The following is a 19,151-nucleotide window of genomic DNA, read 5'->3' on the forward strand; positions in this document are numbered from 1 at the left end:
GCCGGGTGGTTCTAGCCTACCTGCTGGGAGTAATCGGCTGAACTCAGCAGGCCCTGTACTACGGAAGGGTCCGAGACCTTGATCTCCAGCAACCAGCCCTCGCCGTAGGGGTCGGTGTTGATCAGGGAGGGATCGTCGTCGAGCGACTCGTTGCGCGCGACGACCTGACCCGTGACGGGGGCGTAGATGTCGCTGACGCTCTTGGTCGACTCGACCTCACCGATGACGTCGGAACCGGTGACCGCGGTGCCGGCCTCGGGCATCTGCACGTAGACGACGTCGCCGAGGGCGTCCTGGGCGAAGTCGGTGATGCCGACCCGCACCGTACCGTTGACGGCGAGCTCACTGACCCACTCGTGCTCCGCGGTGTAGTACAGGCCATCGGGAATGTTGCTCATGGTCGCCTTTCGAACGCGCGGGGTGCATCGGCGGCTGGAACGGCCGCCCGGGACGGGTACTGGTCGAGTATAGGCATATCCCGGCCACGGGTGACGAGCCTTCCACCCATCGTTCCGCTGCATCCGCGAAAGCTCGGCAGACCATGCAAAAAGCCCGTCTCCTCCGGCTCGAAAGCCGGCGGAAACGGGCCCTGCAGTGTCGGGATGACAGGATTTGAACCTGCGACCCCTTGACCCCCAGTCAAGTGCGCTACCAAGCTGCGCCACATCCCGATCGGCCTGTCCAGCAGGCCAAACCACTCGGATAACGATACATCATGACCGGGGTGGATCAGCACATCGGACGGCGTCAGCGCTTGCGGCTGCGCTTCTCGCGGACCCGCATGCTGACCTCGATGGGAGTGCCCTCGAAGCCGAAGGTCTCGCGCAGCCGACGCGTGATGAAGCGGCGGTAACCCGGGTCGAGGAACCCCGTGGTGAACAGGACGAACTTGGGCGGGCGGCTCGAGGCCTGCGTCCCGAAGAGGATGCGAGGCTGCTTGCCACCGCGCACGGGGTGAGGGTGTGCTGCGACGAGCTCACCCAGGAACGCGTTGAGGCGCCCCGTGGGGATACGGCGATCCCAGGATTCGAGCGCGATGTCCAGCGCGGGTACCAGGCGGTCCTTGTGCCAGCCGGTCAGGGCCGAGATGTTGACGCGGGGAGCCCAGTCGACGTGTGCGAGGTCCTGTTCGATCTCACGCTCGAGGTAGCGGCGGCGCTCGTCGTCGAGCAGGTCCCACTTGTTGAAGGCCAGCACGATCGAACGGCCCGATTCGATGGCCATGTTGAGGATGCGCACGTCCTGCTCGCTCATCACCTCGTCGACGGCAAGGAGCACGACGGCCACCTCCGCCTTCTCGAGCGCCGACTGCGTGCGCAGTGATGCGTAGAAGTCCGCGCCCTGCTGCATATGCACGCGGCGGCGGATGCCGGCGGTATCGACGAACCGCCACGTACGCCCACCGAGCTCGATCATCTCGTCGACAGGATCGCGCGTGGTACCGGCCAGCGGGTCGACGACGACGCGATCGGTGCCGGCCAGCTTGTTCAGCAGGGATGACTTGCCCACGTTGGGGCGACCGATGAGGGCCACCCGGCGTGGTCCGCCGGAACGCTCGATGCCGCCGTGCTCAGAGAACATGGGAAGGATCTCGATGACCTTGTCCAGCATGTCGCCGGTACCGCGCCCGTGCAGTGCCGAGACCGGCCAGGGCTGACCGAACCCGAGGCCCCACAGGACGGAGGCGTCGGCCTCGTTCTGGATGTCGTCGACCTTGTTGGCGACCAGGATGACGGGCTTCTTCTTGCGGCGCAGCATGCGCACCACGGCCTCGTCGGTGGCCGTGGCTCCGACGGTCGCATCGACGACGAGCAACACGGCGTCCGCCATGTCGACGGCGATCTCGGCCTGGTCGGCGACGCGGGCGTTGATGCCCTTCGCGTCCTGCTCCCAGCCGCCGGTGTCCACGAGGGTGAAGTTGCGGCCGGTCCACTGGGCGGGATAGGACACGCGGTCGCGCGTGACACCGGGTGTGTCCTCGACGACTGCCTCCCGGCGCCCGAGAATACGGTTGACCAGGGTCGACTTGCCGACGTTGGGACGCCCGACGATGGCGAGGACAGGGTTCAGCCGGCCCTCCGCCTCGTCGTCGTAATCCTCGTCCTGACGGGCAAGGAGCGCGGCGTCCTCGTCGTCGAGCTCGTAGTCCTCGAGGCCGGCCCGCAGCGACGCGGCGCGCTGCTCCGCCTCGGCGTCGTCGAGGGTGTCGAGCAGTTCGCTGACCTGGTCCTCGCCGCTCGGCTCGAAGTACTCGTCGGGCCCGGTGCCCTGGTCCGTCGCGTTCGGCGAAAGGTTCTCGCTCATCGTTAGTTCCTTCGGTTGGTGTTCACCGTCTCCCGACGGTAATCCTGGTGGGCGCGAGCCCGGAGAGTTTGGTGCGGGCGCCGGTTAGTGCGCCACGGTCCGCACGACGTCGAGGACGGCCGAAACGGTTTGTTCGAAATCGAGGTCGGAGGAGTCGAGCGTGACCACGCCATCGGCTGCCTGACGGAAATTCACCACGGTCGAATCCTTGGCGTCACGATCGATGACCTGCTGCTTCAACTGGACCTCCGATTGCGTCCCCCCGAGCTGATCTCCCCGGCGACGCAGCCTGGCCTCCTCGCTGGCCGTGAGGAGGATGCGCACCTCGGCGTCCGGGGCGACGACGGTGGTGATGTCGCGTCCCTCTGCCACGATGCGGTGCCCCGCTCCGGCGATCAGTGCTCGCTGGCGACGGATCAATTCTGCCCGCGCGCCCATGGTCGTCGCGACTGCGCTGACGGCCGAGGAAACCTCCGGCTCGCGGATGGCAGCCGTGACGTCATCGCCCGAGATGGTCACGGACTCCCGGTCCGGGCTGGTGCTGATGAACAGCTCGATGTCGCGTGCCGCGGCCTCTACCGCGGAGCCTTCCTGCAGGTCGATGCCGGAGGCGATGCAGTGCAGGGTGACGGCCCGATACATTGCACCGGTGTCCAGGTACGCGGCGCGGAGTCGGCGGGCGACTTCGCGGCTGACGCTCGACTTCCCCGACCCGGACGGCCCGTCGATGGCCACCACGAGGGACTTGCCGAGGCGGAACCCGGCGTACGGACTCGCCGCCCCTGCTGTCCGGGTGGCGTCGGTCGTCGGTGTGCTGTCTGCTGATATCCGGGTCACTGCACTACCTTCCAGCCCCGCTGCGTGAGGGACTCCGTCAATTCCTGTCGCCTGCCCGGCAGGACCGATAGCTCCGCAAGGCCGACCTGACGTCCGGGCGAGTGTTCCAGCCGGAAATCCTCGACGTTGATGTCGGTATGCCCGATCTCCGTGAGGAGTTTCGCTATCTGTCCTGGTACGTCGTCGACGAGGACGGTGAGCCGCGCGAAGGAGTCCGGCGGTGTCCCGTGCTTGCCCGGCACGCGTGCCTGGCCCGCATTCCCCTCCGTCATCAGCTGCGCCATGTCGAGTCGCGCTCCGCCTGCCAGCGGATCCTCCAGCGTGGTGATCAGGCGGTTGAGGTCCTCGCGCACCCCGTACAGGATGTCGACGAGGCGGCCCGCGTTCGCCGAGAGGATCTGCACCCACAGGCGCGGATCACTTGCCGCGATGCGGGTGACATCCCGCAGTCCGTTGCCTGCGAGGGCGAGCGCCTGCACGGGCGAGTCCTGCAGGCGGCTCGCCACCAGTGAGGAGACGACCTGCGGGAGGTGCGAGATCAGGGCGACGGCGCCGTCGTGCTCCTCGGCGGTCATCCGCGCAGGCACCGCACCGAGGTCGACGGCGAGCGATTCGGCGCGAAGGACGGCGTCCGGCGCGCTTCCTGCATGGGCGCACAGCACCCAGGGAGCTCCGATGAACAGTTCGGCACGTGCCGCGACGGGACCGGATTTTTCGCGGCCGGCCATCGGATGCGTGCCGACGTAGCGGGACAGGTGCCCGGCCACGCCGGGCATTCCGGCGAGTTCGCGGAGGATCGCTTCCTTCACACTGCAGATGTCGACGACGACGGCGTCCGGGTGTGCCAGCAGTGCCTCGGCGATGACCCGGGCGGTGACGTCGGGCGGAGTGGCCACGACGACCAGCTCCGGCGACATGCCCTCCCCCGCGATCTCGACGTCCGAGTACAGTCGACCCGCGCCGATGTCACGGGCCACCGCCTCCGTGGACGGCGAGCTGTCGGACAGGACGACATCGAGCCCGCGGGCCCGAAGGCCCAGCCCGATGCTCGCGCCCAGCAGGCCCGCCCCCACGATCAGGACGGGACCGGCGAGATGCGTTCCCTGTTCCGCGCGCATGACCATCTGCTAGAGGCCCACCGATGCCAGCAGGTGCCCGACCTCCTGGCGTCCGAGCACGCGGATGCTGCCCTGGCGCTGGTCCCCGACGCGGATGGGGCCCACCTGGATGCGGACAAGTCGCTCGACGGGGTGCCCGACGGCGTCGAACAGGCGCCGGACGACACGGTTGCGGCCGGAGTGAAGGACGACTTCGACGAGGACGTGTCCGGGGGTCGAGTCGACGAGCTTGAAGGAGTCCACCTGCGCGATGCCGTCCTCGAGCTCGATGCCCTCCTTCATCTGGGCGCCGATACCCTGGGCCATGGGCCCGCGGACCTGGACGAGGTAGGTCTTCGGAACCTCGTAGGACGGGTGCGTCAACCTGTTGGTCAGCTCACCGTCGTTGGTCAGCAGGAGCAGGCCCTCGGTCTCGGCGTCGAGCCGCCCGACGTGGAAGAGCCGCTCGCTCTTGTCCTTGTTCTTGAGGAAATCGCTGATGCAGCGACGACCCTCGGGATCCTCCATGGTGGAGACGACGCCGCGGGGCTTGTTGAAGACGTAGTACTTGAGGTGCTCGTTCAGCTGGAGCCGGATTCCGTCCACATGGATGGCTGCCTGCTCGGGATCGACCCGTACGCCGAGTTCCGTCACGACGGTGCCATCGACCTCCACGCGACCGTCGAGGATCATCTCCTCGCAGATGCGGCGGGACGCGACGCCGGCGAGGGCCATCACCTTCTGCAGGCGCACGCCCTCGGGGTTGTGCACATCGATCTCGTCCGCGGGACGGCTGGCACGCTTGGGCTTCGCCGTACGCACAGGACCGAGGTTCTGTCCGAAGCGCTCCCGCCCGAAGGCCTTGGCGCCTGCGAGCTTCTGGCGTGCGGCACCGTCCTGCCCGGAGCGGGCACCCGGACGGCCGGGCTTGCTTGCCGCACGCCCTCCGGCCTTCGCGCCGAAGCGGCTCGACGGCGTTCCTGCCGACGGGCGGCCTGCAGCAGAACGGGCGCGGCCATCGGCTGACTCACGACGCTCGCCACTGCCCTGCGGACGGCCCTCACCGGAGCGGCCGGCACTGGGACGGCCCTCGCCGGAGCGGCCGGCGCCACGCTCATCGCGCCCCTGGAACGGACGGCCCTCACCGGAGCGGCCGGCACTGGGACGACCCTCGCCGGAACGGCCGGCGCCACGCTCATCGCGCCCCTGGAACGGACGGCCCTCACCGGAACGGCCGGCACTGGGACGACCCTCGCCGGAACGGCCGGCGCCACGCTCATCGCGCCCCTGGAACGGACGGCCCTCACCCGAGCGGCCGGCGCCACGCTCATCGCGCGCCTGGGACGGACGACCCTCACCGGAACGGCCGGCGCCCTGCGACGGAGCGCCTCGCGGCGAGGACTTCCGGGCACGGTCAGCGTCGGATGGGCGTCCGGCAGACCCGCCGCGGCGCGGCGTATTGCGTCCGGAACCGGATCCTGGCTGCTGTGTCATGTGGAAAGTCCTTCGTGTAGGTCATGCTCAATACGTCGTTTCGTCATACTCCCCAAGGCTCTCGAGGCCCGGTAGGTGGGGAGCGATCCGGGGCAATTCGGTGACGCTGCCCAGCCCCAATCTTTCCAGAAAGAGGGTGGTGGTCCCATAAAGAACCGCGCCGGTCTCGGGATCGGTCTCCATCTCGACAACCAGTCCACGCTGAAGCAGCGTGCGGACCACGGAATCGACGTTGACGCCCCGAATTGCAGAAACCCGGGCACGGGAGACAGGTTGGCGGTATGCGATGACCGCCAGAGTCTCGAGTGCTGCCTGTGAAAGCCGGGCAGATTGGCCATCGAGCACGAAGTCGGCGACAACGGATGCGAACTGCGTCCGGGAGAAGATGCGCCACCCGCCGGCGATGTTCCTGAGTTCGAAACCGCGCGGCGCAGGTGGCTCGGTGCTCTGGAGGCCTAACCCAGTATAGCCGTCGTACTCACGCTGCAGGTCCACGAGGACCGAGTGCACCAGGGCCGTCGGCCGATCGAGGACCGCAGCTACCTGTTCGTCCGTGACCGGGCGGTCTGCCACCACGAGGATCGCCTCGATGGCGGCCCGGATCCCACCGGGCAGGTCCTCGATGCGGGAGCTGCGCTCACCCCCGGAGGGTGGCATCGCCTCATCCATACCGCGCTACCTCCAGACCGTTCCGCTGGATCCTCCCGGGAACCGAGCGCCTCGCGCCGTCCTCAGGGATCCCACCACCCTCGACATCGCCCGTCAGCCTGTCGGCAGGCCGGCTGAGCTCTCCCGCACTCCAGCGGACCACCAACTCGGACAGCGGCGCCGCCTGTTCGAAGGAGATGGCACCGTCCCGGAACAAGTCGAGCAGCGCGAGGAACCGGACGACCAGCAGCAGTCGGCTGTCGGCGTCCTCGGTTAGTTGCCGGAAGGACAACGGCCCCCGGGCGAGCAACAGGTTCTGGAGGACCAGCGCCTGGTCCCGCACGCTCACAGGCGGCGCGTGCAGGTGCTCGATGCTGACCTTGGCCGGCTTCTCCTGGCGCGGTGACAGTATCTTCGCTGCGAGCGCTGCGAACTCCTCGGGTGAATGCTTCCAGAGAAGCTCCGGAAGCAGGCGTGAGAACTGCGGCTCGAGGGGAGCATTCCGAGGATGACGTGCGTCCTCCATCTCGAATCGTTCCGCGAGGTGCCGCGCCATCTCCTTGAACGCCCTGTATTGCAGGAGCCGCGCGAACAGGAGGTCGCGGGCCTCGAGGAGCGCGATGTCCTCCTCGTCCTCGACTGCTCCGGCCGGCAGGAGGCGAGCGGCTTTCAGATCCAGGAGCGTAGCTGCGACCACGAGGAACTCGCTGGCCTCGTCGAGCTTCCATTCTCCTTCGGCTGCCTGGATGCGCCGGATGTGTGCGATGAACTCATCCGTCACCTCCGCCAGGGCGATCTCGGTGATATCGAGTTCACGCCGGGAAATGAGGTTCAGGAGCAGGTCGAACGGTCCGCTGAAATTGGTCAGCCGCACCTCGAAGACAGTCTTCTCCGTTGTGGGCGCGATGGTTGCCACCTACCGGGCCTGGGCGGACCCGACATAGGCCGGCACTAGGGTGCTCCGCCCCTGGCTATGAGCTCCTTGGCGAGCCTGCGATAGGCGTCGGCGCCCGAGTGGTTGGCCGCATAGGTCGTGATGGGCTCGGCGGCCACCGTTGCATCCGCGAACTTGATGGTGCGCTTGATGACCGTCTCGAACACCTTGTCACCGAAGGCCTCCACGAGGCGCGCTATCACCTCCCGGCTGTGCAGCGTCCGCGCGTCGTACATGGTGGCGAGCACGCCGTCGATCTGGAGCCGCGGGTTGAGGCGGTCCTGGACCTTCTCGATCGTCTCGACCAGCAGGGCCACGGCCCGCAGGGCGAAGAATTCGCAGATGAGCGGGATGATGACGCCATGCGCCGCTGTGAGGGCGTTGACCGTCAGGAGTCCGAGGGAGGGCTGGCAGTCGATGAGGATGACGTCGTAGTCGTCCGACACCTTCCGCAGTGCCCGGTCGAGCACCTGCTCACGCGCCACCTCGTTCACCAGCTGGACCTCGGCGGCGGAGAGGTCGATGTTCGCCGGCAGGAGGTCGATATTATCGATCGCGGTGTGCTGGATCGCGTCGTGGATGGTGACCTTGCGATCCATCAGGACGTTGTACACCGTGACGTCGAGCTCATGTGGGTTCGTTCCGAGCCCTGCGGACAGCGCTCCCTGCGGATCGAAATCCACCAGCAGGACCTTACGTCCCGCTTCGGCGAGCGCGGCGCCCAGGTTGATGGTCGACGTCGTCTTGCCGACCCCGCCCTTCTGGTTGACCATCGCGATGACCCTGGCCGGGCCGTGCGATTCAAGGACCCGGGGTTCAGGGAACTCCGTTACCGGGCGGCCGGTCGGGCCGAGTCCCGCGTCCGCTGCGCCGGGCAGAGTTGCGGAACCCTGTTCACTACTCACGTTTGTATCCACGCTTCCATCAGAATCGGTGCGGGCCGGCCGGGAATCGGGATCCAGGCGGCATTTCTCTTGGTCAACCGTACAACGCCAGCGGCAACGGCCGGAAAGGCCGGCACCGTTCGGCCGCGAGCCTTGATCCTCAAGCTGAGGTCTAACCTTCGCCTGGATGCACCTCTCCGCGGACCGTTCGACGCTCCCGGCCCTGCATCGGACGTGCTCCAGAACAACGACGGCGATGGTCCGGAATCAATCCGGGCCATCGCCGTCGTTCACGACCCGGGCTGGTGGCCCGGTGTCAGGTGCTGATCAGCGGGACGTTGTTCCGCGCACTGCAGCGTCCGTCCGGACAGCAGCGCCCTCCTCGACGTCGATCCCGTCGGCGCTGTCGACCTCGACGTCGTCGTTCTCGAAGCGGTGATCCGTGGTCATCGTGGCCTCGTCGAAGGGAAGTCGTCCCTCGAGGACCTCGTCCACGCGGGCCCGGTCGATCTCCTTGGTCCAAGTGCCGATGAGCACCGTGGCCACGGCGTTCCCGGTGAAGTTCGTCAGTGCACGGGCCTCGGACATGAAGCGGTCGATGCCGACGATCAGGCCGACACCGTCGACGAGGTCGGGGCGGTGCGACTGCAGGCCGCCGGCGAGGGTCGCCAGACCGGCACCCGTGACGCCTGCAGCACCCTTCGAGGCGATGATCATGAAGACCAGCAGGGAGATCTGCTCACCGAGGGCCAGCGGCTTGCCGAGCGCCTCCGCGACGAAGAGGGCCGCCATGGTGAGGTAGATCGCGGTGCCGTCGAGGTTGAAAGAGTAGCCCGTGGGGACGGTCACACCGACGACGGGCTTGGAGACACCGACGTGCTCCATCTTCGCGATCAGGCGGGGCAGTGCCGCCTCGGAGGAGGAGGTGCTGAAGATCAGCAGGTACTCCCGGCCCAAGTACTTCATCAGCTTGAAGATGTTGACGCCGGTCACGATCTTCAGGAGCCCGCCGAGGATGACCACGATGAAGAGGGCGCAGGTGATGTAGAACGCGATCATGAGGGTCGCCATGCTGATGATGGCCTGCACGCCGGTCTCACCGACGACGGCTGCGATGGCACCGAACGCTCCGATGGGTGCCAGCCACATGATCATGATGAGGATGCGGAACACGAGCGCCTGGATGTGGCCGATACCGCGGAGCACCGGCTTGCCGGCGGAGCCCATCTTCTGGAGCGCGAAGCCGACGAGCAGTGCGACGAACAGTGTCTGCAGGATGCTGGGGCCCGTCAGGGCGGACAGCAGCGTGGTCGGGATGATGCTCAGCAGGAAGCCGACCGTGCCCTCGGGTGCGCCCTCAGCGGTAGCGGGGAGTTCGTACGTCGACGACGAGATGTCCAGGCCTTCGCCCGGGTTGATGAGGTTGCCGACCACGAGACCGATGGCGAGCGCGAAGGTCGACATGATCATGAAGTAGGCGAGGGCGAGGCCGCCAACCTTGCCCACCGTCGCAGCTTTCGCGATGGACCCGACGCCCAGCACGATGGTGCAGAAGATGATCGGGGCGATCATCATCTTGATGAGGTTGATGAACCCGGTCCCGAGCGGCTTGAGGGCCTTGGCGAATTCGGGCGCCGCGAGGCCGAGGATGGCCCCGAGGATCACCGCCGCGATCACCGCGATGTAGAGGAAGTGGGTTTTGTCGACCCTCTTGCGTGGTTGTGCAGATCCGCTGTCGGACCGCGATGGCGCCATAGCCATGAGGTTCTCCCTAGGTGGTCGGCCGCCCGGCAGCGCCGTCGGCCGGAGGTCGTTCTCCGACTGCGGGTCTCACCAGGAAAGCGTAGTGTTGGGTGTTTCCCCTTCATCATTGCACCGGGAGTGATCCCGATCACGATTGAGTTCATACTGGTCGTGGCTCGGTGTGGCCCCGGCCGCCCATCCCCGGCGAAAGCCGGCAAGCCCGGAAGGAGCAGGATCACGGCGTGAGTCGATGGAGCCTCGCCCGGCAGTTCTTCCTGGCTCAGCTCGTGTTCATCCTGGTGCTCTCGGCGTCGCTGTCCGTGATCCTGTACGTGGATGCCGCCCAGGGAGTCAATGACGCGACAGCCGAGCGCATGGTCGCGGTCTCCACTGCCATCGCGCTCGAGCCGGCGGTACTCGAGGCGGTCGAGGGACCTGACCCGACGTCCACCCTCCAGCCGTACGCGGTCACGGTGATGGACCGGCTCGGAGTCGATTTCATCACGATCATGGCGCCCGACCGCACGCGTTTCACACACCGGAACCCGGAGCAAATCGGGAAACCCTATATCGGGTCGGTCTCCGAAGCCCTCGCCGGGCGGACGCAGATCGAGACCTACGCGGGGACCCTCGGTCCCTCGATCCGCTCGATCGTCCCGGTGGTCGACGACAGCGGCACCGTGCGCGCGATGGTGGCGGCGGGCATCACGGTGGATCGGGCAGCCATCGCGCGCAACGCGCAGCTGCCCCTCGTCGCTTCCATCGCCCTCGGCGCCCTGGTGCTGGGTGCGCTCGCCTCCTTCCTGCTGAGCCGACGGCTCCGGAATGCCACGCTCGGCATGGGCCCGGCAGAACTGTCGCGCACCTTCGTCTTCTACGATGCCGTCCTCCACTCCGTCCGTGAAGGGCTACTCCTGACGGATGCCGACGGGCGACTCGTCCTCTACAACGATCAGGCCGCACGCCTCCTCGGGCTCGACAACACGCAGAAGCCCGTACCGGCGTCGCACCTCGGGGTTCCGCCGTCGCTGCGTGAACTGCTTGCCTCGGGCCGTCCCGCGCACGACGAGGTACACCTCACCGACAGCCGCGTCCTCGTGGTGAACCAGGAGCCCGCCGTCCCGTCGACTGCCGCGGGCCGCGGTGTCCACCCCCAGGCCGCGCTCGGTACCGTGACCACCCTGCGCGACCATACCGAGATCAAGGCGCTGACCGGACAGGTGGAGACGATGCGCACGCTGACCGATGCGCTGCGCTCGCAGACCCACGAGCATGCCAATCGCCTGCACACCATCGTGTCCCTGGTGGAGCTCGGCAGGAGTGCGGACGCCCTCGATTTCGCGACGAGGGATCTGCAGCAGTCACAACGACTCACCGACGAGGTGGTCCGCGCCGTCGACGAGCCCTTCATCGCCGCCCTCCTCCTGGGCAAGGCCGCGCAGGCGCACGAGCGCGGCATCGAACTGACGTCGACCGTCTCCCCCGATGCGCAGGCCGGGTCGTTGAACCCCGTGGACCTCGTCACGATCATCGGTAACCTCCTCGACAACGCCTTCGACGAAGCTGCGGTGTCAGAGGAGCCACGGGTCCTCCTGACCGTGCGGCGCGTGGCGCCGGAGACCGGCGCACCCCGCCTGGAGATCGTCGTGGAGGACAGCGGCAACGGTCTGCCCGACTCCGAGAAGGCGAAGGTCTTCGAGTTCGGCTACACCACCAAGGACGCGAAGGGCGGCGGTCGCGGCGTCGGCCTGGCCCTCGTCCGTCAGGCGGTCCAGCGTTTCGGCGGCGCCCTGGACGTCACGGACACTGATGACGGCGGCGCACGGTTCTCGGTCCACCTGCCCTACCCTGCTCCGGAACGTTCGGGTGCTCCTGCCCGGGCGGATGCCGCCGCAGCCAGGACCGGAGCGGCGGGCCCCACCGAACTGCAGGCGGCGGACGGCGGGGCCGGCACATGAGCGCCATCCGCGTCCTGGTCGTTGAGGACGACCCGGTCGCCGCGGACGCACACGCCGAGTACATCCGCCGTCTGGCGGGCTTCGAACTGGCTGGTGTGGCCCGGAGTGGCGCCGAACTCGCGGCCTTCCTCCAGCTCGCCGGCGAACTGACGAGCCGGACCGAGACCCCTGTCGACCTCATGCTGCTCGACATGAACCTTCCCGACGCGCACGGTCTCGACATCATCCGTCGCGTCCGCGGGCTCGGCCTTCCGCTCGACATCATCGCCATCACGGCTGTGCGGGACCTGCAGGTGGTCCGAGCGGCCATCTCCTCCGGGATCGTGCAGTACCTCATCAAGCCCTTCACCTATTCGGCCTTCAGCGAGAAGCTCGGTGCCTACCAGGACTTCCGTCAGAGCCTGGTGGAGCAGGCATCAGCGACGACGCAGGCGGAGGTGGACCAGGCCTTCGCCTCTCTCCGGCCCGCGACGGCCGCCGCCCTGCCGAAGGGCCTGTCGGCCGAGACGCTGCGCGCGGTCTCCGGACTCCTCAAGGAGCTCCACGCCCCCACCTCGGCCATCGAGGTCTCGGAGGCGCTGTCCATGTCGCGGGTCACCGCGCGGCGCTACCTCGAACATCTCGCGGATCAGCAGTCGGTCCTGCGAACGTCCAGGTACGGCACGCGGGGGCGACCGGAGTTCGAATACAGCTGGGCGCGGAGCCCGACGGACCGCTAGGGCCGGTGCCACTCGGACTCAGCCGTGCGACACCGGTCGTAGCAGCGGAGCCAGCGCCTCGAGCACGGACGGGTCCTCGATGGTGGACGGCACGGTGTACTCCTCGCCCGCGGCCATCTGGCGCATCGTCTTCCTGAGGATCTTGCCCGAGCGGGTCTTCGGTAGTGCGTCGACCACGACGGCCGACTTGAAGTCCGCGACGGGACCTATGGTCGTGCGCACCATGTGCACCAGCTCCGCCTCGAGCGACGCCGGGTCGATGGTGACTCCTGACTTGAGCACCACATAGCCGCTGGCCCTCTGGCCCTTCACGGGATCGTGCAATCCGAGGACTGCGCACTCCGCAACGGCGGCATGCTGGGCTATGACCTGTTCGATCGCCCCCGTGGACAGCCGGTGCCCGGCCACGTTGATGACGTCGTCGGTCCGTCCCATCACGAAGACATAGCCGTCGGCGTCCACGTAGCCCGAGTCGCCGCTGGTGTAGTAGCCCTCGAACGCGCTGAGATAGGAATCCTGATACCGTTCATCGCTCCCCCACAGCGTCGTGAGGGTGCCAGGCGGCAGCGGGAGCCGGAGTGCGATGCTTCCCTCTTCACCCGCCGGAACCGGGCGCCCATCCTGACCGAGGATGACGACGTCGAATCCCGGCGAGGGCAGCGAGGGCGATCCGGGCTTCAGCTCGATCCCGCCAAGTCCGCGCGGGTTGGCGCAGATGGGCCAACCTGTCTCGGTCTGCCACCAGTTGTCGACGACGGGAACGCCGAGGACGTCGCCGATCCAGGCGGAGGTGCCGGTGTCGAGCCGCTCGCCGGCAGAGAAGAGTGTCACCAGCGACGAGAGATCGTATTCGCGTACGGCAGAACCCTCGGGGTCGGCCCGCCGGATGGCGCGCAGGGCCGTTGGCGCCGTGAAGAGCACCTTCACGCGGTGCTGCTCGATCAACCTCCCGAAGGCTCCGGCGTCGGGAGTGCCCACCGGTTTCCCCTCGTACAGGACCGTTGTCGCACCCGCCAGGAGCGGGCCGTAGACGATGTAGGAGTGCCCGACCACCCAGCCGACGTCGGACGCCGTCAGCATGACGTCACCCGGACCGATTCCGTAGATACCCTGCATCGACCAGGTGAGTGCGACGGCGTGGCCGCCGTTGTCACGCACCACGCCCTTGGGTGAGCCGGTGGTGCCCGACGTGTACAGGATGTAGAGCGGATCCGTCGCAGCCACTTCGACCGGGGCGACGGCGACGGCGGCGGACATCGCGTCGTCCCAGTCCACCCAGTGCGTCCCAGCGCTTGTGTGGTCGTTCGCAGCAGCGGGGACGCCGTGCTCGAAACCATCGCGATGCTTCACCACGACGGGCATATCGGCGCGGTCCGCGAGCGCGAGGGCCTCCCGGACCGCGGGCAGGTATTCGACGCGCCGCCCGGGTTCGAGGCCGCCCGACGCGGTGACGACGGCAGCGGGCTGCGCGTCACGGATTCGGGACGCCAGTTCCGCGGGCGCGAATCCCCCGAACACCACGGAGTGGATGGCGCCGAGCCGGGCGGCGGCGAGCATGGCGATGACGGCCTCGGGGATCATCGGCAGGTACACGAGGACCCGGTCCCCCTTGCCGACGCCGAGACCGGCGAGCACCCCTGCGAAGACTGCGACCTCATCGCGCAACTCGGCATAGGTGTAGCTGCGGCTGATGCCCAGCATCGCGGAGTCGTAGACCAGCGCCGGCTGGTCGCCGCGCCCCGCATCGACGTGCCGGTCGAGTGCGTTGTAGCTCGTGTTGAGGGTGGCGGACGGGAACCAGCGGTACAACGGTGCCGAGGTGCCGTCGAGCGCTGTGGTGGGCGGGCGGATCCAGTCGACTGCTCGAGCGGCGCCCAGCCAGAATGCATCCGGGTCGTTGAGGCTGGCAGCATGAAGCTGCCGATAGTCGTCGGATGCTGACGTGCCGTGTCCGGCATCGGTCGCTGCTGCAGCCATGATCGCCCCTCGTTGCGCGTGGTTGGTGAGGAACAGTACCACGACCTGCAGGGACGGTTTCCGCTCCTGTATACAGGAGGAGCTCCTGGATAGGACTTTGGGTGATTTTCCTACCCCTCCGCGTTCTCGTGTATACATTGAGAGCTAGGCGGTGCAGTGCTGACACAGGCGCTACGTCGAAGGAGACCGGGAGGGAAGCATGCGAGCCAGTGACCGCGCCTACTCCCTCCTTCGGTCCGACATCGTCGAGTGGCGGCTTGCATCGGGCGACCTCCTGGCTGAGGTCGAGCAATCGGCGAGGCTCGGCGTCTCCCGCACACCCCTCCGCGAAGCGCTCTCCCGGCTCATCGCCGAAGGGCTCGCTACACCCCACGCCGGACGAGGCGTCGTCGTCTCCGCCATCTCCCTCGAGGCCGTCGCCGATCTCTTCGATGTCCGGCTGCCGCTGGAGTGCGCGGCGGTGCGTCGGGCCGCCCTGCGCCGTTCGTCCGGTGTCTTCGCATCGCTCGCCGAGGAGTTCCGCATCGCCGGAGCCGGCCTGGGCTGTGATGAGGACGGCCAGGTCGACGACGGCCACGAGGACTACTACGCGCTTGTCGCGCGCCTCGACCAGCACATCGACGAAGCAGCAGCGAACCCCTACCTCCTGCAGGCACAGAAACCCATCCGTACCCATCTGGCACGGGTTCGGAGGCTGGCACGGGACAACCCCGCGCGTCTCCTCGCCTCGGCCCGGGAGCACGAGCAGATCGCCCTCGCCCTCAGCGCGGGCAATGCGGACCTCGCCGAGGCTTCCATGCGGGTACACCTCCACAACAGCCTGCAGCACCTGCTCGCCACGCCCACCGGGCCGGCCGGGACCGCAACCGCCACCGGGACCCACACCTGCACCTGCACCGAAACGCCCGACCACCGGAAGGAACACCATGGTTGAACTGCATCCCGTTCGCGTCCACCGCAGCGAGGAGAACCTCCCGAGGACCGGGCAGCTGGCCTGGAAGATCGCCGGGGTCGCCACCGATCCCGTCGCGGTCACCGCCGAGGTCACCGACATGGTGATCAACCGCGTGATCGACAACGCCTCCGTTGCGATCGCGTCGCTCACCCGGGCGCCCGTCGTCGCGGCCCGCGCCCAGGCGCTCAGCCACCCGATCTCCGCGCATGGCGCGGGGGCCGCCGTCTTCGGCGTCGATGCTCGCGTCTCGGCGGAGTGGGCGGCCTGGGCCAACGGGGTCGCGGTGCGAGAACTCGATTACCACGACACCTTCCTGGCGGCCGACTACTCCCACCCCGGCGACAACATCCCGCCGATCCTCGCGGCCGCCCAGCACACCGGAGCCTCGGGCCACGACCTCGTCCGCGCGATCGCCACCGGCTATGAGATCCAGGTGGACCTCGTGAAGGCCATCTGCCTGCACGAGCACAAGATCGACCACGTCGCCCACCTCGGCCCGTCCGCCGCCGCCGGCATCGGCACACTCCTCGGGCTGGACCCGGACGTCATCTTCCACGCCGTCGGACAGGCCCTGCACACGACGACGGCGACCCGGCAGTCACGGAAGGGCGAGATCTCGACGTGGAAGGCCCATGCACCGGCCTTCGCCGGCAAAATGGCCGTCGAGGCCGTGGACCGGGCGATGCGCGGCCAGACCTCGCCCACCCCGATCTACGAAGGCGAGGACGGGGTGATCGCCTGGCTCCTCGACGGCCCCGATGCTGCGTACGAGGTCCCCCTGCCGACCGAGGGCGAACCCAAGCGCGCGATCCTCGACACGTACACCAAGGAGCACTCCGCCGAGTACCAGGCGCAGGCCTGGATCGACCTCGCGCGTCGGCTCCACGGCTCGCACCCGGAGGCGACGGATCCCGAGAACGTGGCATCCATCGTCATCCATACCTCGCACCACACCCACTTCGTCATCGGCTCCGGCGCCAATGACCCGCAGAAGTACGACCCGACGGCTTCCCGCGAGACGCTCGACCACTCCATCCCGTACATCTTCACCGTCGCCCTGCAGGACGGCCGATGGCACCACGAGGACTCGTACGCACCGGCCCGGGCTGCACGTCCCGACACCGTGGCGCTCTGGCACAAGGTCACCACCCTCGAGGATCCGGAGTGGACACGCCGCTACCACTCCCTGGACATCGCGGAGAAGGCATTCGGCGGGCGGGTCGAGATCACCCTGACCGACGGCACCGTCATCACCGAGGAGATCGCCGTCGCCGACGCACACCCCCTCGGTGCACGGCCCTTCGCCCGCGCCGACTACATCGCCAAGCTGCGCATGCTCGCTGCCGGCATCGTCGAGGACGCCGAGATCGACCGCTTCCTGGCCACCGTCGAACAGCTTCCGGACCTGCCGGCCGGATCGCTCGGCCAGCTCAACGTAGTCGCCCGACCCGGCCTCATCGATGCGGTGCCGGCGCCGCAGGGACTCCTGTAGGGGGCCGGCGTGCTGTACTCGAGCGTCACCCCGGAGCAGAAGCGCCTAACCCTGAGGGAGGGACTGTCCTCCGGGCGGCTCCAGCAGTTCCCGGGCGCCTTCAACCCTCTGTCCGCGCGACTGATCGGCGACAAGGGGTTCGACGGCGTCTACATCTCGGGCGCCGTGATCGCCGCCGACCTCGGACTGCCGGACATCGGCCTGACCACCCTCACGGAAGTGGCGCATCGCGCCGGGCAGATCGCCCGCATGACGGACCTGCCGTGCATCGTCGACGCCGACACCGGCTTCGGCGAACCGATGAACGTAGCGCGCAGCGTCCAGGAGCTGGAGAACGCCGGCCTTGCTGGGTGCCACGTCGAGGACCAGTTCAACCCCAAGCGGTGCGGCCATCTCGATGGCAAGAACGTCGTCGACCTCGACACGGCGGTGAAGCGCATCCGCGCCGCAGCCGATGCCCGCCGGGATCCCAACTTCCTCATCATGGCCCGCACGGACATCCGCGGTACGGACAGCCTCCAGGCCGCCCAGGAACGGTCCCGGGCGCTCGTCGACGCCGGGGCGGATGCCATCTTCCCCGAAGCGATGCGCAGCCTCACCGAGTTCCGGGCCATCCGCGATGCCGTCGACGTGCCGATCCTGGCGAACATGACCGAGTTCGGCAAGAGCGATCTCTTCACCGTCGACCAGCTGCAGGACGTCGGCGTCAGCATCGTCATCTATCCCGTCACGCTGCTGCGCAGTGCGATGGGCGCCGCCGAGCGTACGCTGGACTCGATCCGGCTCAACGGGACGCAGGAACCGGCACTGGGTGAGATGCAGACACGCGCCCGCCTGTATGAGCTCGTGGACTACGAGGGATACAACCGTTTCGACTCCTCCGTCTTCAATTTCGAGGTACCGGACGGCAAGCGGGCGGCCCCATCCGAAGCAGCAGGACCCGATGCACAGAAGGAGCAGCCTTGACAGAACCTGAGATCCATAAGGGCCTGGCCGGGGTCGTGGTGGACTACACCGCGATCTCGAAAGTGAACCCCGAGACGAACTCGCTCCTGTACCGGGGCTACCCCGTCCAGGAGCTGGCGGGACATCGCGACGTCGAGGACGTCGCCTACCTGCTGTGGAACGGCGAACTGCCGGATTCCGGGGAGCGTCAGGGTTTCGACGCGTTCGAACGGGCGCATCGCGCCCTGCCGGATCACGTCGTCGCGGCCATCGACCTCCTTCCGCTGACGGCGCACCCCATGGACGTCGCGCGGACCGCCGTGTCCGTCATGGGTGCCAGCCACCCGCTCGCCGGTGACAACTCCGTCGAGGCGAACATGGAGAAGGCGGCCACGCTGTTCGCCGCCTTTCCCGCCGTCGTCGCCTATGACCAGCGACGCCGGCGCGGACAGGCTCTCGTCGAACCCCGCGACGACCTCGGCTACTCCGCGAACTTCCTGTGGATGACGTTCGGCGAGGAGGCACCGGCAGAGGTGGTGCACGCGTTCGACGTCTCGATGGTCCTCTACGCGGAACACTCGTTCAACGCTTCGACCTTCACGGCGAGGGTCATCACGTCGACGCTCGCCGACCTGCACTCGGCCGTCACCGGTGCGATCGGCGCCCTCAAGGGAGCCCTGCACGGTGGCGCGAACGAGGCCGTCATGCACACCTTCGAGGAGATCGGTATCCGCGAGGACGAGACCTCGGAGCAGGCGGCCGCCCGCGCGAAGGCCTGGATGGAGGATGCCCTCGCATCGAAGAAGAAGGTCATGGGATTCGGCCATCGCGTCTACAAGAACGGCGACTCCCGCGTCCCCACCATGAAGTCGGCGCTCGACGCCATGATCGGGTTCTACGGACGCGGTGAGATCCTCGGGCTGTACTCCGGCCTGGAAACCGCGATGGACGAGGCAAAAGGCATCAAGCCCAACCTCGACTACCCGGCCGGGCCCACCTATCACCTCATGGGCTTCGACACGGAGATGTTCACACCGCTGTTCATCGCGGCCCGGATCACGGGCTGGACGGCTCACATCATGGAGCAGTCGGCCTCCAATTCCCTGATCCGACCCCTGAGCCTGTACAACGGACCGGACGAACGGCACGTCGGCGATAGCTGAC

General features: G+C 67.8%; 16 protein-coding genes and 1 tRNA gene. 6 read left to right on the top strand and 11 right to left on the bottom strand.

Features of this window, described 5'->3' with window-relative positions; genetic code table 11:
- Positions 1-11 precede the first annotated feature (11 nt).
- The 10 genes from gcvH to RCH21_RS11050 form a co-directional block, all read right to left on the bottom strand.
- Positions 12-398 carry a glycine cleavage system protein GcvH gene (gene gcvH, locus RCH21_RS11005; RefSeq protein WP_182976972.1) on the bottom strand — a complete coding sequence of 129 codons (387 nt, stop codon included), beginning with the start codon at positions 396-398 and terminating at the stop codon, positions 12-14.
- Between the two features lie 199 nt (positions 399-597).
- Positions 598-671 (bottom strand) — tRNA-Pro (locus RCH21_RS11010).
- A 76-nt stretch (positions 672-747) separates the two neighbouring features.
- On the bottom strand, positions 748-2,304 hold the full coding sequence (der, locus tag RCH21_RS11015) for a ribosome biogenesis GTPase Der (protein WP_326964397.1): 1,557 nt from the start codon (positions 2,302-2,304) through the stop codon (positions 748-750).
- 84 nt (positions 2,305-2,388) lie between these two features.
- A complete protein-coding gene (gene cmk, locus RCH21_RS11020; RefSeq protein ID WP_235830717.1) occupies positions 2,389-3,042 on the bottom strand; it encodes a (d)CMP kinase in 654 nt (217 codons plus the stop codon).
- A 95-nt stretch (positions 3,043-3,137) separates the two neighbouring features.
- A complete protein-coding gene (locus RCH21_RS11025) occupies positions 3,138-4,259 on the bottom strand; it encodes a prephenate dehydrogenase (RefSeq protein ID WP_326964398.1) in 1,122 nt (373 codons plus the stop codon).
- Positions 4,260-4,268: 9 nt separating this feature from the next.
- A complete protein-coding gene (locus tag RCH21_RS11030; protein ID WP_326964399.1) occupies positions 4,269-5,732 on the bottom strand; it encodes a pseudouridine synthase in 1,464 nt (487 codons plus the stop codon).
- A 27-nt stretch (positions 5,733-5,759) separates the two neighbouring features.
- Entirely contained in the window at positions 5,760-6,389 is a 630-nt protein-coding gene (gene scpB, locus RCH21_RS11035) for an SMC-Scp complex subunit ScpB (protein WP_326964400.1), read from the bottom strand.
- A 4-nt stretch (positions 6,390-6,393) separates the two neighbouring features.
- Complete coding sequence (locus RCH21_RS11040; RefSeq protein ID WP_326964401.1) at positions 6,394-7,296, bottom strand: segregation and condensation protein A; 903 nt, start codon at positions 7,294-7,296, stop codon at positions 6,394-6,396.
- A 35-nt stretch (positions 7,297-7,331) separates the two neighbouring features.
- On the bottom strand, positions 7,332-8,219 hold the full coding sequence (locus RCH21_RS11045) for a ParA family protein (RefSeq protein ID WP_120149243.1): 888 nt from the start codon (positions 8,217-8,219) through the stop codon (positions 7,332-7,334).
- A 306-nt stretch (positions 8,220-8,525) separates the two neighbouring features.
- A complete protein-coding gene (locus RCH21_RS11050; protein ID WP_120149244.1) occupies positions 8,526-9,953 on the bottom strand; it encodes a cation:dicarboxylate symporter family transporter in 1,428 nt (475 codons plus the stop codon).
- 230 nt (positions 9,954-10,183) lie between these two features.
- On the opposite strand from RCH21_RS11050, the gene RCH21_RS11055 reads away from it, so the two are divergent.
- The gene (locus tag RCH21_RS11055) at positions 10,184-11,899 is read left to right on the top strand and encodes a sensor histidine kinase (protein ID WP_326964402.1); all 1,716 of its coding nucleotides are present in this window, start codon (positions 10,184-10,186) and stop codon (positions 11,897-11,899) included.
- Positions 11,896-12,618 (top strand): response regulator, encoded by a 723-nt coding sequence (locus tag RCH21_RS11060; RefSeq protein WP_120149245.1) that lies wholly within the window; start codon positions 11,896-11,898, stop codon positions 12,616-12,618. Before RCH21_RS11055 ends, RCH21_RS11060 begins: the two co-directional genes overlap by 4 nt.
- Positions 12,619-12,636: 18 nt before the next feature.
- On the opposite strand, the gene RCH21_RS11065 is transcribed toward RCH21_RS11060, so the two are convergent.
- On the bottom strand, positions 12,637-14,595 hold the full coding sequence (locus RCH21_RS11065; protein WP_326964403.1) for an AMP-binding protein: 1,959 nt from the start codon (positions 14,593-14,595) through the stop codon (positions 12,637-12,639).
- Positions 14,596-14,794: 199 nt separating this feature from the next.
- Between RCH21_RS11065 and RCH21_RS11070 the strand changes: the two genes are divergently transcribed.
- The 4 genes from RCH21_RS11070 to RCH21_RS11085 are packed head-to-tail and all read left to right on the top strand — an operon-like array spanning position 14,795 to position 19,150.
- Positions 14,795-15,529, top strand: a complete 735-nt coding sequence (locus RCH21_RS11070) for a GntR family transcriptional regulator (RefSeq protein WP_326964404.1) — start codon at positions 14,795-14,797, stop codon at positions 15,527-15,529.
- Positions 15,522-17,042 (top strand): MmgE/PrpD family protein, encoded by a 1,521-nt coding sequence (locus tag RCH21_RS11075; protein WP_326964405.1) that lies wholly within the window; start codon positions 15,522-15,524, stop codon positions 17,040-17,042. The genes RCH21_RS11070 and RCH21_RS11075 overlap by 8 nt, the downstream gene beginning before the upstream one ends.
- Before the next feature lie 9 nt (positions 17,043-17,051).
- Positions 17,052-18,008 carry a methylisocitrate lyase gene (prpB, locus tag RCH21_RS11080; RefSeq protein ID WP_326964406.1) on the top strand — a complete coding sequence of 319 codons (957 nt, stop codon included), beginning with the start codon at positions 17,052-17,054 and terminating at the stop codon, positions 18,006-18,008.
- On the top strand, positions 18,005-19,150 hold the full coding sequence (locus RCH21_RS11085) for a bifunctional 2-methylcitrate synthase/citrate synthase (RefSeq protein ID WP_326964407.1): 1,146 nt from the start codon (positions 18,005-18,007) through the stop codon (positions 19,148-19,150). Before prpB ends, RCH21_RS11085 begins: the two co-directional genes overlap by 4 nt.
- Position 19,151: the final 1 nt, after the last annotated feature.

The sequence above is a fragment of the Arthrobacter sp. PL16 genome, from assembly GCF_035985055.1.
GTDB classification, from domain to species: domain Bacteria; phylum Actinomycetota; class Actinomycetes; order Actinomycetales; family Micrococcaceae; genus Arthrobacter_D; species Arthrobacter_D cheniae.

Bases quoted from the DNA above. Each gene is read 5' to 3' on its own strand.
- RCH21_RS11050 (WP_120149244.1), bottom strand. From the start codon at position 9,953: ATGGCGCCATCGCGGTCCGACAGCGGATCTGCACAACCACGCAAGAGG.
- gcvH (WP_182976972.1), bottom strand. From the start codon at position 398: ATGAGCAACATTCCCGATGGCCTGTACTACACCGCGGAGCACGAGTGG.
- der (WP_326964397.1), bottom strand. From the start codon at position 2,304: ATGAGCGAGAACCTTTCGCCGAACGCGACGGACCAGGGCACCGGGCCC.
- RCH21_RS11075 (WP_326964405.1), top strand. From the start codon at position 15,522: ATGGTTGAACTGCATCCCGTTCGCGTCCACCGCAGCGAGGAGAACCTC.
- RCH21_RS11025 (WP_326964398.1), bottom strand. From the start codon at position 4,259: ATGCGCGCGGAACAGGGAACGCATCTCGCCGGTCCCGTCCTGATCGTG.
- RCH21_RS11065 (WP_326964403.1), bottom strand. From the start codon at position 14,595: ATGGCTGCAGCAGCGACCGATGCCGGACACGGCACGTCAGCATCCGAC.
- RCH21_RS11030 (WP_326964399.1), bottom strand. From the start codon at position 5,732: ATGACACAGCAGCCAGGATCCGGTTCCGGACGCAATACGCCGCGCCGC.
- RCH21_RS11060 (WP_120149245.1), top strand. From the start codon at position 11,896: ATGAGCGCCATCCGCGTCCTGGTCGTTGAGGACGACCCGGTCGCCGCG.
- scpB (WP_326964400.1), bottom strand. From the start codon at position 6,389: ATGCCACCCTCCGGGGGTGAGCGCAGCTCCCGCATCGAGGACCTGCCC.
- RCH21_RS11070 (WP_326964404.1), top strand. From the start codon at position 14,795: ATGCGAGCCAGTGACCGCGCCTACTCCCTCCTTCGGTCCGACATCGTC.